This is a genomic window from Phenylobacterium sp. (genome assembly GCF_030680185.1).
Taxonomy (GTDB): domain Bacteria; phylum Pseudomonadota; class Alphaproteobacteria; order Caulobacterales; family Caulobacteraceae; genus Phenylobacterium.
This window is the reverse complement of the sequence record NZ_JAUXVZ010000020.1, coordinates 70,697-83,545: the sequence shown is the minus strand read 5'-3', so window position 1 is coordinate 83,545 and position 12,849 is coordinate 70,697. Positions and strand designations below refer to the sequence as shown.

Annotated in this window: 11 protein-coding genes; all 11 read right to left on the bottom strand. The window is 66.1% G+C overall.

Annotation, left to right across the window (positions count from 1 at the left end; translation table 11 throughout):
* Positions 1-108 (bottom strand): 50S ribosomal protein L33 (gene rpmG / locus Q8L83_RS04030; protein WP_300578279.1); only part of this gene is annotated, 108 nt, incomplete at its 3' end.
* A gap of 114 nt (positions 109-222) precedes the next feature.
* Positions 223-1,056 carry a pirin family protein gene (locus Q8L83_RS04025; RefSeq protein WP_305284869.1) on the bottom strand — a complete coding sequence of 278 codons (834 nt, stop codon included), beginning with the start codon at positions 1,054-1,056 and terminating at the stop codon, positions 223-225.
* A 4-nt stretch (positions 1,057-1,060) separates the two neighbouring features.
* Complete coding sequence (locus Q8L83_RS04020; RefSeq protein ID WP_305284868.1) at positions 1,061-1,618, bottom strand: NADPH-dependent FMN reductase; 558 nt, start codon at positions 1,616-1,618, stop codon at positions 1,061-1,063.
* A gap of 19 nt (positions 1,619-1,637) precedes the next feature.
* Complete coding sequence (locus Q8L83_RS04015) at positions 1,638-2,348, bottom strand: NUDIX domain-containing protein (RefSeq protein ID WP_305284867.1); 711 nt, start codon at positions 2,346-2,348, stop codon at positions 1,638-1,640.
* A 352-nt stretch (positions 2,349-2,700) separates the two neighbouring features.
* On the bottom strand, positions 2,701-3,225 hold the full coding sequence (locus tag Q8L83_RS04010) for a hypothetical protein (RefSeq protein ID WP_305284866.1): 525 nt from the start codon (positions 3,223-3,225) through the stop codon (positions 2,701-2,703).
* Positions 3,226-3,229: 4 nt separating this feature from the next.
* A complete protein-coding gene (locus Q8L83_RS04005) occupies positions 3,230-4,363 on the bottom strand; it encodes an XRE family transcriptional regulator (RefSeq protein ID WP_305284865.1) in 1,134 nt (377 codons plus the stop codon).
* The gene (locus tag Q8L83_RS04000) at positions 4,360-5,670 is read right to left on the bottom strand and encodes a 7-cyano-7-deazaguanine synthase (protein ID WP_305284863.1); all 1,311 of its coding nucleotides are present in this window, start codon (positions 5,668-5,670) and stop codon (positions 4,360-4,362) included. Before Q8L83_RS04000 ends, Q8L83_RS04005 begins: the two co-directional genes overlap by 4 nt.
* Positions 5,667-6,212, bottom strand: coding sequence for a hypothetical protein (locus Q8L83_RS03995; protein ID WP_305284861.1), 546 nt, complete (start codon positions 6,210-6,212; stop codon positions 5,667-5,669). Before Q8L83_RS03995 ends, Q8L83_RS04000 begins: the two co-directional genes overlap by 4 nt.
* Before the next feature lie 311 nt (positions 6,213-6,523).
* Positions 6,524-8,815, bottom strand: a complete 2,292-nt coding sequence (gene rnr / locus Q8L83_RS03990; protein ID WP_305284860.1) for a ribonuclease R — start codon at positions 8,813-8,815, stop codon at positions 6,524-6,526.
* A 67-nt stretch (positions 8,816-8,882) separates the two neighbouring features.
* A complete protein-coding gene (locus Q8L83_RS03985) occupies positions 8,883-10,025 on the bottom strand; it encodes an AAA family ATPase (protein WP_305284859.1) in 1,143 nt (380 codons plus the stop codon).
* A gap of 5 nt (positions 10,026-10,030) precedes the next feature.
* A complete protein-coding gene (gene topA / locus Q8L83_RS03980; protein WP_305284858.1) occupies positions 10,031-12,691 on the bottom strand; it encodes a type I DNA topoisomerase in 2,661 nt (886 codons plus the stop codon).
* Positions 12,692-12,849: the final 158 nt, after the last annotated feature.

Sequence of the window (12,849 nt, the reverse complement as noted above, 5' to 3'; positions counted from 1 at the left end):
CATGACCAGCTTGTCGGTCTTGGTGCGGGCGTTCTTCTTGGTCACGTAGAAAAAGCCGGTGTCCGCCGAGGAGTTCAGGCGGATCTTGATGGAAGCTGGCTTCGCCATGGTCGGTCCTCGCGGGGCCGGGCAAGCGCGCTTCCCCGGCAGTCATTTCGAATGAGCCGCGGACAATACGAATCCGCAGACCAAAGTCAATGCGGCGAAGGCCGAGCGCTTGATCTAAGCGCCAGCTGTGGTCAGCCGGCCGCTCTGATAGTCGGCGAAGGCCTGGCGGATTTCCTCCACGGTGTTCATCACGAACGGGCCGTGGGCGACCACGGGCTCGTCGATGACGGGGGCGGCGTAGAAGAGGGCGCGGGCGGGGGTCGTGGCGTTGAGCGCCAGGACATCGTCGGCCTCGCGGGCGTGGACCCAGGCGTGCTGGTCGGCGCGGACGGGCATCTGGCCGTCGCCCACCTGGGCCTCGCCCTGCAGGATCAGCACAAAACCCCGCCAACCCTTCAGCAGGGGCAGGTCCAGCGTCGCGCCGGCGTCGAGGCGCAGATCCATCAAGGCCAGCGGCCAGAGGCTGCCGTGAGGCCGCTCGGCCTGACCCAGGCGACCGGCATAGAGCCGCGCCTCATAGCCCTCGCCGGTGACCAGCGCGGCCTCGGCGGCCCGCTGGTCGCTGTAGCGGGCCGGGCTCATCTTCTGGGCGGCCGGCAGGTTCAGCCAGAGCTGCAGGGAATGGACGCCGCCAGGGCCGGGCATTTCCGAATGCATCACCCCGCCGCCGGCGGTCATGAACTGGACGTCGCCGGCCTCCAGCTCCCCGTGGGCGCCGGTGTGGTCCTCGTGGATCATCTGGCCTTCGAGGATGAAGGTCACCGTCTCCATGCCCCGGTGGGGATGGGCGGGAAAGCCGGCCGGCGGGGCGAACCAGTCTTCGGCCAGGAACAGGAAGGGGCTGTAGGGCCCATGCTCCTGCGGCGCGATGATCAGGCGGTTCTGGTGCCGGGGACCGAGAACATTGCGCGGGCCGGCGGTCTCGACGCGATCGACGGAGAGGGCCATCGGCTCAGCCGTTCATCTTCGCGATCCAGGCGGCGAACTTGTCGCCCCAGCTTTCGATGAAGGCCTGGAACTTGGGATCGGCGAAGCCGCCGTCTTCGGTGAAGTGCTCGTCCTTATGGACGAAATAGATTTGCGGCATGCCCATCACAGCCACATTGATGGCGGTCAGCACGTTGCGCAGGTCCACCTGGGCCGCCCCCGTGCCCAGCGCGCCGGGGCTGGCGCCGGCGATGGCGGCGGGCTTGCCCGACCAGACGCCTTGGCCTGGGGGCCGCGAGGCCCAGTCGATGGCGTTCTTCAGCACGCCGGGCATGGAGCGGTTGTATTCCGGCGTCACGAACAGCACGGCGTCGGCGGCCTTGATCGCGTCCTTGAAGGCCACGACGGCCGCCGGCGGGCCGGCCTCGTGATCCTGGTTGAACAGGGGCACGTCGCCATAGTCGAGGATCTGCAGGTCGAGCTTGGACGCCGTCGTCTTGGCGATCGCCTCGGCCAGGCGCCGGTTCACGGAATGGCGGCGGAAACTGCCGACGATGACGGCGACCTTGGGCCGATCGGACATGCGAACTCCAGTGCGGGTGTCAGAGATGGGCGACCTTATGGCCCTTCACACCGAAACGCATATAGGGGGAGGGTCGCTCCGGATCATCCAGGCGCAGCACCGCCTCCTTGATCATGGTCCGGGTGACCATGGGCAGCTCCAGGCCCAGCGCATCGTCGAAATCGACCCAGGCGATCTCTTCCAGCTCGCCGCAATCGGGCTGGCGGTCCAGGCTGATCAGCCGCTCGGCGTCGGCCATCAGGAACCAGGTGTCGAAGCGCTTGGCCAGCATGGGCGGGGTCACGGCTCGGGCGATGATCTCCATGGCCTCCAGGTCGGGCAGGGCGCCCTGGGCCAGGAAGTCGCGCCAGGGGCCGACGCCGGGCCGTGGCGGGGCCTGCTTGGCCAGCAGCAGGCCCGCCTCCTCGAAGGTCTCGCGGATGGCCGCAAGCGCCAGGGCCCGGCCGCGGCCGAGCTTGATGTGACGGTCGAACTTGGCGGCGACTTCGGGGCGCAGGTCGGTGGCGTGGGGGGCGCGGAAGTCCGCCCGATCGATCCGCCCGCCGGGGAAGACCCAGAGATTGGGCATGAAGTCATGGCCGCTGTTGCGCTTGCCCATCAGGACCCGCGGCTTGGCGGCGTCCCGGCGGACCAGGATGATGGTGGCTGCATCCCGCGGCTTCACGGCTCGGGCGCCCTCGGGGCGCATACGCCCGCCCTCAGGACGGCGGGGAATCTCTGCTTCGCTCATGAAACAACTGTATGACCGCCGAGGGACGTTGAGGAAGCATGACGTTGGGGAAGGGCCTATGACGTGACGAGGACGGGCGCCCAAGTGCTGTGCGGTTCAGTTGGGCTCAAGGCGGTCTACGGCGACGTCCGCTTTGGGGTGTCACTCTCGCCTAGGTGACGCGACCGAATTGGGTTCGAAGACACTCTGAGGGAAGGTCTGCTCGACGCCGCATTAGGTCTCGGGTTTGAGTCCTCTAAGCGGCATCATCGCTTGGATTAGGAATTGGCAAGTGATCGGCGTTAAGGCCGAACTAGGTGCCGCTTTGGTTCCAGCTAAGTGAGGCTTCCCCACGCACCGTTCAACGGAGGCGTTAATCCGCTGGACTCCGAACGATATGCATTCGTCCGTACCTAACGGCACGCTCGTAGCAATCAGATGCGGTAGCGTGCCCGAGCTCCAGAGCTATAGAGGGATGAGCCAATAGTTCCGTTGAGCGGAACGCCGGTATCGAGCTAAACCGCTCTCGAAGTAGGCGGTTTGCCTTCTTTTCATCTATTCCTAGCTGAAGCTGGCGTTTCCACGCGATCGCTATTGAAGCAGCTTCGCCATCTCCGAGCCTGTCCGGGGCGTCTGCGGACACCAGTTCGACGAAGATATCAAGTTCGTCCCCGCCTAGCGACACGAGCTCAACCATCGGGATTTGGAGTGCTGGATGGATGTCGCCGACAAATGGCCTGCGCGTAACGGGATCCAGCTTAAGCTCGCCGAGGACCTGCTCGGGGACGGCGATTGGGCAAGCGAGCCCCTTCACGATCGCAGAGGCATGTCCGGTAGCGAGCAGGTTAATCCACACGCTGGTGTCCAAGACGAGGGCGCGCGGTTCGAAAGCCGTCATTAGGTCAGCTGACCTCGCAGAACGGTTCAACCACGCCGGACAATTCGCTTCGGTCCAACACGAGTAGTTCGCAGACCTGGCCCTCACTAAGGATACCGTCCGCTAAGGCGCGCGCGGCTAGGTAGGCTAGGCGAGGGGATACCAACGGTGGGCGAGAGGCAGGCTCTGCGTCGCCAAGGACTTCGCGTTCCATAGTTGAACTAAAGCCTCGCTCCCTTATGGATGCCCATGCTCCCTGCGCCAACAGTTCCAACTCTTCTAGTCGCCGACACATGCCTTCGGTGGTCACATCAAACTGGTGGGCAAGAAGGATCAGTCCCTTAACGTCGACGCCCTTCCGTTGAATAAGCAAGGCGTCGAACCTCTGCCGAACCATCGCCGAGGGCATCAAAAATGCGTAGCCAAATCGTCGGGCAAACCTCTCTTCGACAGTCAGGGGCGTCGGCCGTTCGTCAAGAACATCAACAAGTGATCTATCGGCGACGAAGTGAGCCGCTTCGTGTGCCAACGTTTGAAGCCGGCGACGGCGAGGGTGGTTTGCATTGACTAGAATGCAAGCTCCTACGGCGGGATCGTAGGCGTACAGGCCTGAAAGTGAGCTGTCCGGAAGCCCCCTGGCGAACACACGGATGCCCATGTCGAGTTCAAGAGAAGTAAAGAGATCGCCGACACGGCCAAGGCCAATGCCCATCCGTTGGCGGAACGCTACGGCTGCATCCTCAGCTTGCTGGAGGTAGCCACTAGAGGCAATTCGAAGTGGCGGCGGATAGTCGGTTTGCAGTTCTGCTCCCAGGATCCGCTCAAGTTCTACAGCCCCCGTCGCCAGCTTGTTGAGGAGTTGAACTGCGTCCGAGACCGTCGGTACCTCTCCCTCGCTCTCCAGCCGCCTAAACTTTGCAGACAGGTCAACGTGAACAGCGTCGCTCGCGAGCAGCTTCCCTGCCGAAGTCGCATAGGTCTTAGAGAAAGCGATCAGTTCCTCAGGGCGCACACGGCGTTGCCCCTTCTCGATCGCGACCAACGTGGGGCGGGACATACCCAGTTGTGCTGCTGCAGCCTCCTGGGTGAGATTTACGCCCGACCTAGCAATCCGGAGCCGTTCCCCTAGAACGTGTGGTTCGATCTGGCCTGGGTTCATTGGTATTCAAACTCTCTGCGCAGCCAAGCACTAGAAGGCAACGCATCTAGAAGTCCTCCCCATTCCGCCCGGTGCCGAAGGAACAGAGATTTGAAAGCCGTGTCCGCCTGATCGGCTGACATGTCGGGGATGTCGATTGCTTCGAGCGTGACGCGGCTACGCGTGTCGTTCGTTATCGCCATTTCCGCGAAAATAGCCATCGATGAGGCTGCCCGCGCTAGAATCTCCATTTCGTTCCGAGTGAAATTCTCGAACGCACCCGAGCGCGCCTTGAGCCTCAACTCCGCATCACGAAGGTCAAAGGCGGTATCATCCTGGAAGCCCATGCCGGCCGCGACCAGCGCGCTTTGGCGCAAGACACATCCGCCGCAATACCCGCACGCCCAGCGTTTTCTCCTCTGGTAGGGCCTTAGCGAACACGACCGAGTCGCCTCAAAGCCCGCGATTAGATCCTTGTCCCGTAGCTCGGCGAGTACTTCGCCCTTGGTTTTCCAGAGTTGCGGTTGTTTGAACTCGATCTTGCGATCGAAAACCAGCGACAGGAAGGCGCTCAGGAGCGCGATGAACGCTGGATGAGTGCTGCGAAACGGCCATTCGTTGTAGAATCGGGCAAACGATGGCCCCAAGGCACCTTGTCCGTTTTCGCCAATTACTATTGCCTCCGCGTTCGCGGTCGCTGCAGCGACGGCGGCGAGGGTGAAGTAGACGAACGGCCTGGTCCGATAGGATTTCTCCCGCGGATGCCCGGCGTAGAATCTCCGGGGGACCTGCAGGAACTGGCCTCCTGCGCGTCCCGATTGAAGCTTCCCCGCCCTAAAAGGAAGGACGGCCTTGTCGCCAAACTCTTTCGTTAGGAAGGCTACCTGCGCAAACGAGTCTAGTCCGTCGCTGAACGGTACAACAAAGCGGGGGGGATCGTCGGAGAGCGGCAAGTACCGCTCTTTGATCGGCTCATCTGTACGCTTGATGAACTCGACGCTCCAAGCGTCCCCAGTCAGAAAGCCCAGGGCATCCGCCAAGGCAGTTGTCACACCACTTCGAGAGAAGAGCGCTTGCTCGAACACGGGGATGCTCAGGGCAAGCCGTCTTGCCCATCCCTGGGTGAGCAGTCGAGTCTGGCATCGATCCGCCAGTGCCACGGCCTCGACTATGGTCGCCAAGTCCTCGCTTACAGGGGCTAGTTCGTTTAGGCAGTGTTTCGCAATCGGCACCGGGTTCGTTCGGATCGTCTCGCCAAGAACGGCGAGCAGCGGCTCGGTTGGTTGCTTCGAGCCCGACTGCCCAACAATGCGGATGATCTGCTTCATCGCTCGAATCCGGAGGCTCGTGGGCCGAGTACTAGGAGATCATCGAGTTGAATCTTTGCGGGCGCAGGCGGGCGTTCGCCCTGGAGATAGGTGGCGACAGCAGGGCTAGTAGCCTCGGCGAGCACCGAGCTCAGCGTAGCAATCACCTCCTGTCGTTCAGATCGGTGGACGCCCTCTGCGATCATGCAGGCGTTGGTCTCAGAGACGACACTGGTAATGTGACTTGCCAAGGCGGCCTTCAGGGCGTCTCCGAGATTTGCTGCTTGGTTGTTGTTGAGCAGGATGATCACCTCGGTCTGCAGCGCAGAACGCGGCGCAGCACTTACCCCTTCAAAGCCGAAGAGGCCCGGCTCGTTAGCTTCGGCTGCAATCACTCCAGAAAGGGCCGCGTCCAAGTTCGCCCTGACGTCCTTCGTTAGAGCTGCTGCAGCCTTAGCTATCAGGAGTTCGGGTTGTTGCCTGTCAGCCGAACGCATGCAGCCGCGAAGCACTGCTCTCATGGCCTGCGAAACTGGGACTCGCTTGTGGATGTCGTCGCGCATGACCACAACGATGGCACGCCGTCCGACAATGTCAATTCTAAAAGCATTGACTATCCGACAATGTCAGGATCGTCGGTCCATATTTCGTCGGCGGAGAGGATCGGTCGTGCCTGTACCCGCGTTGATCGAGCGACGAATCCTCAGCCACTCGATGAACGCCTTCAGCAGTTTGAGCGACGGGCACCGGACGCGCGCCGCTAGTGACGCAGGCGGGCATTCGATTGAGTCCGCTTTCAGCCTCACACTCAATGTCTTGAGCTGGCGCCTAGCGGAAACCAACGTCAGCTTGGCGACGAGCGCGCTACCGCCCCCTACCGCCGCCGGTGCTTGCCGCCCTGTCGGGGCAGGGGCGGGCGGCCAGCCTTGCGGCGGATGCCCAGGCGCGGCCGTGGGGCCGTGGGGTCGGGGGCTGCGGGCTCGCTCAGCATCTCGAACAGCAGGCCGCCGGTGATCGGGGTCGCCTCCCGCAGCCTGACCTCGACGCTCATGCCCAGGGGCCAGCGGGCGCCGGAGCGTTCGCCGATCAGGGCGTGCATCTTCTCGTCGTGGATGAAGAACTCATCGCCCAGGTTCGAGATCGGGATCAGGCCGTCGGCGCCGGTCTCGGCCAGGCGGATGAAGAGGCCAAACCGGGTGACCCCGGTGATCCGGCCCAAGAAGGTCGCGCCCACGCGATCGGCCAGGAAGGCGGCCACATAGCGGTCGGTGGCGTCGCGCTCGGCGGCCATGGCGCGGCGCTCGGCGTGGGTGATCTCCTCGGCCGTGGCCTTCATGTGGGAGATGTCCCAGTCGCTCAGGCCATCGGGGCCGCCGGGCAGGTTGAGGCCGAGCGCGCTGACCAGGGCCCGATGGACGATCAGGTCGGCATAGCGGCGGATCGGCGAGGTGAAGTGGGCGTAGCGGTCCAGGTTCAGGCCGAAGTGGCCGATATTGTCGGTGGAATAGTGGGCCTGCATCTGGGTCCGCAGGACCACCTCATTGACGATCTCGGCGTTCGGCCCCTCCCGCGTCAGGTCGAGCAGGCGGTTGAAGCGGTCGGTGCGGGCCGCCTCGCCCTTGGACCAGTTCACCTGGATCGAGCCGAGGAATTCGGCCAGGGAATCCAGCTTCTCCGGGCTCGGCGCATCGTGGATGCGGTAGATCAGCGGGGTGCGCTTGGCCTCCAGAGTCTCGGCGGCGCAGACATTGGCCTGGATCATCATCTCCTCGATCAGCTTATGGGCTTCGAGGGAGGGGCGGGGCGTAATCGAGGCGACCTTGCCGTCCTCGCCGATGACGATGCGGCGCTCCGAGCTTTCGATGGCCAGGGGCGAGCGGGCCTCGCGGCCCTTCTTCATGGTCAGATAGGCCGCCCACAGGGGCTTGAGGATCGGCTCCAGCAGGGGGCCGGCCTTGTCGTCGGGGCGGCCGTCGATGGCGTCCTGGGCCTGTTCGTAGGCCAGCTTGGCGGCCGAGCGCATCAGACCGCGGACGAACTTGTGGCTGCGCTTTCGACCCTGGCTGTCGAACACCATGCGCACGGCCATGCAGGCGCGGTTCTCGCCCTCCCGCAGGGAGCAGAGGCCGTTCGACAGCCGCTCGGGCAGCATCGGCTCCACCCCGTCGGGGAAGTAGACGCTGTTGGCCTTGTCGCGGGCCTCCCGGTCCAGCGCGCCGCCGGGCCGGACATAGGCGGCCACATCGGCGATGGCGACCCAGACGATCCAGCCGCCGGGATTGCGCGGGTCCTCGTCGGCCTGGGCGTAGACCGCATCGTCGTGGTCGCGGGCGTCGGCCGGGTCGATGGTGATCAGCGGCAGGTCGCGCAGGTCTTCCCGGCCGGCCAGTTCCGGGGGCCTGGCGGCTTCGGCTTCGGCCTCGGCCTCATGGGAAAAGCCTGTCGGGATGCCGTGGCTGTGGATGGCGATCAGGCTGGCGGCCCGGGGCTCATCCTCGCGGCCGACCACCTCCAGCACCTTGCCGCGCTTGGGGCCGTGGTGGCGCTCGGCCGAGCCCACCTGGGCCAGGACCAGGTCGCCGTCCTTGAGCTGGCCGTCGTCGAAGACGATCAGGCTTTCCTTGGACTTGCGGTCCACAGGCTCCACGCGGACCTCGCGGCGATGCTTGCGCACCACGCCCAGCACCCGGTGGGCGCTCTGGCCCAGGCGCTTGATCAGCCGAGCCTCGGTCTCGCCGCTCTCCAGGGTGACGAAGCGGACCAGCAGGCGGTCGCCCAGGCCCGGCGCGCCGGCCACCACCTCGGCCTTGTCCGGCGCCAGATGGACCAGCGGCGTGTCCTCCGCCCCCTTGGTCAGGCGCACGAGCAGGTCGCCATCGGGATCGCGCTCGACCACATCGACGACGCCGACGGGGGGCAGCGCGCCGGCCTCGGCCACGCCCTTGCGGCCGCGGCGGCCCAGCAAGCCTTCGGCCTGCATCTCCTTCAGCATTTCGCGCAGCGCCCGGCGATCGACCCCCTTGAGCCCGAAGGCCCGCGCCAGCTCGGCGCGATCGGTTTCGCCGGTCTCGCGGATGAACTTCTGCAGCGTCTCGCGGTCGGGCATGCCCTGGGGCGGGCGCGAGGCCGAACGTGAGGCAGGGCGGGGGGAGCGGGGCTTGGCCATGGCCCCTTCTAACGCGGGAATCGCTGGTCGGCTTCCACAACTGCGGGGTTGCCAGCCGTGTGCGCCCTCAGTCCTCGTCAGGATCGTCGCGGAAGGCGCCGAACAGGGTCAGCCCCTCGATGGTCGTGGCCCCATCGACCTTGCGGACCGTGCGCACCACCCCGTGGCCCTCCAGCGCCTGGGCCAGCCGCTCCGCGTGCGTCACCAGCCAGACCTGGGACCGCTCGGCGGCCTTGGCGATCAGGCCGGCCAGCGGCTCCATCAGGTCGGGATGCAGGCTGGCTTCGGGCTCGTTCAGGGCGATGAAGGGGGGCAGGCGATAGGCGAGCAGCGCGCCGGCCAGCGCCAGGAAGCGCAGGGTGCCGTCCGAGAGCTCGGCGGGCTCGAAGACGCGATTGGGAAATTCCGGCAGGCTCAGGCCGAAGGTCGCCGTGCGCGACGGCGTCGGCAGGTCCAGGCGGGCGCCCGGGAAGGCTGCGCTCACCGCAGCGTCGAGGTCGGCGGTGTCGCCGCGGATGTGGGCCAGGGTGGCGAAGACGGCGGCCAGATTGGAGCCGTCCGAGGCCAGGGTTGGCGCGGCCACCGCGACGCAGGGGCGGCGCAGGGCCGAATCCGCGTCGGTGCGGACATCGTGATAGAACCGCCATTCCAGAATGGTGCGCCGAACCACGTCCAGTTCCGGATAGCGGGCGGGGTCTTCCAGCCGCCCCAGCAGGGTCTCGGAGCTGAGCAGGTCGATGTCGAGGTCCGCAGGCCGGCCGTCGGCGTCCCGGGCCATGACCGAGCCGTTGCGCCGCTCCACCAGCCGCGAACGCCGCTGGCCCGACAGATAGGTGAGGGTCTCGACCTTGACCTGGGGCTCCAGGTCGAAGGCCGCCGCCGTCACCCGCTGGGGAAAGCCGACCTCGACCTCGTAGCGGAAGGCGGTGTCGCGGGCGCCCGGCGCCGCCAGGGTAACAGCCAGGGCGATCCGCGCCGGGTCGCGGCCCTTGCGGGCGCCAGCCCACATGGCCAGGTCCAGCCCCTCGGCCGCGAGCCGTGCGCCCAGCTGGTTCTGGGCGGCGGCCTGGAGCAGGTCCAGGGCCCGGTAGAGGTTCGACTTGCCGACCCCGTTGGTGCCCACGAACACGTCGAGCCGCGACATCGGATAGGTGATCTTCTGCAGCGACCGGTAGCCCGAGGCTGAGAAATCACGAACCGGCAGGTCCATGGCGCTTAGCTGGCCGCGGTTTTCTTGGCGGGCGCCTTCTTGGCCGCAGGTTTCTTTGCGGCGGGCTTTTTCGCCGCAGCTTTCGGAGCCGCCGTCTTCTTCGCCGCCGGCGCCTTTTCAGCCTTCTCAGCCTTGGGCTTGGCCGCGGCCTTCTTGACCGGCTTCTTCTTGCCCCCGCCCTTGGCCTCGCGCTCTGCCAGCAGGGCGACCGCCTGTTCCAGGGTCACCTCCTGCGGATCACCCCCGCGGGGCACATTGGCGTTGGTGGCGCCGTGCTTGATGTAGGGGCCATAGCGCCCCGACAGCACCCGCACCGGCTGGCCGTCGGCCGGGTGGGCGCCGAGCTCTTTCAGGGCCGCAGCCTCGCCACGGCGGCCCTTGCCGCCCGCCTTCTTCTCGGCGATCAGCGCCACGGCGCGGTTGAGGCCGACCTCGAAGACCTCGTCGATGCTCTCCAGATTGGCGTAGGCGCCGTTGTGCTGCACGAACGGCCCATAGCGGCCAAGGCCCGCCAGGATCATCTGTCCGTCCTCGGGGTGGGCGCCCACCTCGCGGGGCAGGCGCAGCAGGCGCAGGCCTTTTTCCAGGTCCATGGCCGCCGGCGACCAAGTCTTGGGCAGGCTGGAGCGCTTGGGCTTGTCGCCTTCGCCCAGCTGCACATAGGGGCCAAAGCGGCCGCTCTTCAGATAGACGATCAGGCCGGTCTCGGGATCGGTCCCCAGTTCCCGGTCGCCATTGGCCGCGTCGGCCTCGTCGCCCTCGGTCTGGGCGATGGGTCGGGTGAACCGGCATTCGGGATAGTTGGAGCAGCCGATGAAGGCGCCGAACTTGCCGGTCTTCAGCGACAGGCGTCCTGTGCCGCAGGTCGGGCAGGCGCGGGGATCGGCGCCGTCGCCCTTGTCCGGGAAGATGTGCGGGCCCAGCGCGTCGTTCAGGGCGTCCAGCACGTTGGTGACGCGCAGTTCGGAGATCTCGCCGACGGCGGCGTGGAAGTCCTGCCAGAATTCCCGCAGTAGGACCTTCCAGTCGAGCTCGCCCGCCGAGACCAGGTCGAGCTTCTCCTCCAGGGCCGCGGTGAAGTCGTACTCCACATAGCGGCGGAAGAACTGCTCAAGGAAGGCGGTGACCAGGCGGCCCTTGTCCTCGGGCACGAACCGGTTCTTGTCCATCTTCACATAGTCGCGGTCGCGCAGCACGGTCAGCACCGAGGCGTAGGTCGAGGGCCGGCCGATGCCGAGCTCCTCCATCTTCTTGACCAGGCTGGCTTCGGAATAGCGGGGCGGCGGCTCGGTGAAGTGCTGGGCGGCGCGGGCGGCGGCGACCTTGGCGCTGGCGCCTTGGGTCACCTGGGGCAGACGGCCGGATTCCTCGTCGTCGGCGTCGTCGCGGCCCTCTTCGTAGACCGCCAGGTAACCATCGAACAGGATGACCTGGCCGGTGGCCCGCAGGCCGGTCTGGCCGTCGGCGCTTTCCAGCTCGATGGTGGTGCGCTCGATGCGGGCGCTCTCCATCTGCGAGGCGATCATCCGCTTCCAGATCAGCTCGTACAGCCGGCCCAGATCGCCATCCAGGCGCAGGGAGCCAGGATTGCGGGCCAGGCTGGTCGGCCGGATCGCCTCGTGGGCCTCCTGGGCGTTCTTGGCCTTGGTGCGATAGATGCGCGCCTGCTCGGGCACATATTCCTTGCCGTAGACCCCGCCGATCACCATGCGGGCTTCGTCGAGAGCCTCGGGCGCGGCCTGCACGCCATCGGTCCGCATATAGGTGATCAGGCCGACGGTCTCGCCGCCGATATCGACGCCCTCATAGAGCTTCTGGGCGGCCTGCATGGTCCGCTGGGCGGAGAAGCCGAGCTTGCGCGAGGCCTCCTGCTGCAGGGTCGAGGTGGTGAAGGGCGGGGCCGGCGAGCGCTTGGCCGGCTTCTTCTCCACCGAGGCGATGGTGAAGCTGGCGGCCTGGACCGCGGCCTTGGCGGCCTCGGCGGCGGCCTCATCGCCCAGGTCGAACTTGGTCAGCCGCTTGGCCTGGTGCTTGACCAGCCGGGCCACGAAGGGGTCGCCGCCGGCCGACACATCGGCGTCGACGGTCCAGTATTCCTGGGTCTTGAACCGCTCGATCTCGAGTTCGCGGTCGACGATCAGGCGCAGGGCCACCGACTGCACCCGCCCGGCCGAGCGCGAGCCCGGCAGCTTGCGCCACAGCACCGGCGAGAGGGTGAAGCCCACCAGATAGTCCAGGGCGCGGCGGGCGAGATAGGCCTCGACCAGCTCCATGTCGATGTCCCGCGGGGCCTTCATGGCCTCGGTGACGGCCGACTTGGTGATGGCGTTGAACACCACCCGCTGGACCTGCGCCCCCTTGATGACCTTCTTCTTCTGAAGGACCTCCAGCACGTGCCAGGAGATGGCCTCGCCTTCGCGGTCGGGGTCGGTGGCGAGGATCAGGCGGTCAGCTCCCTTCATCGCCTCGGCGATGTCGTTGAGCCGCTTGGAGGACTTGGCGTCCACGTCCCAGCTCATGGCGAAGTCCTCGTCCGGTCGGACGGAGCCATCCTTGGGCGGCAGATCGCGCACATGGCCGTACGAGGCCAGAACGACATAGTCGCTGCCCAGGTACTTGTTGATGGTCTTGGCCTTGGCCGGGCTCTCGACGACGACGACGTTCATTTATGGGGCTTTGACTGACGGCTACGCGGGCGGAAAGCCCGGAACACAAAGGCGCGAAAGGTGGGCTTGGGCGTAGGGCGATGTCAACCGGCCGCAGGTTCGCCCCCAAACACAACCCATGATGGGTTTACAGCGCATGTGCGCAAGCTCCACTGTTT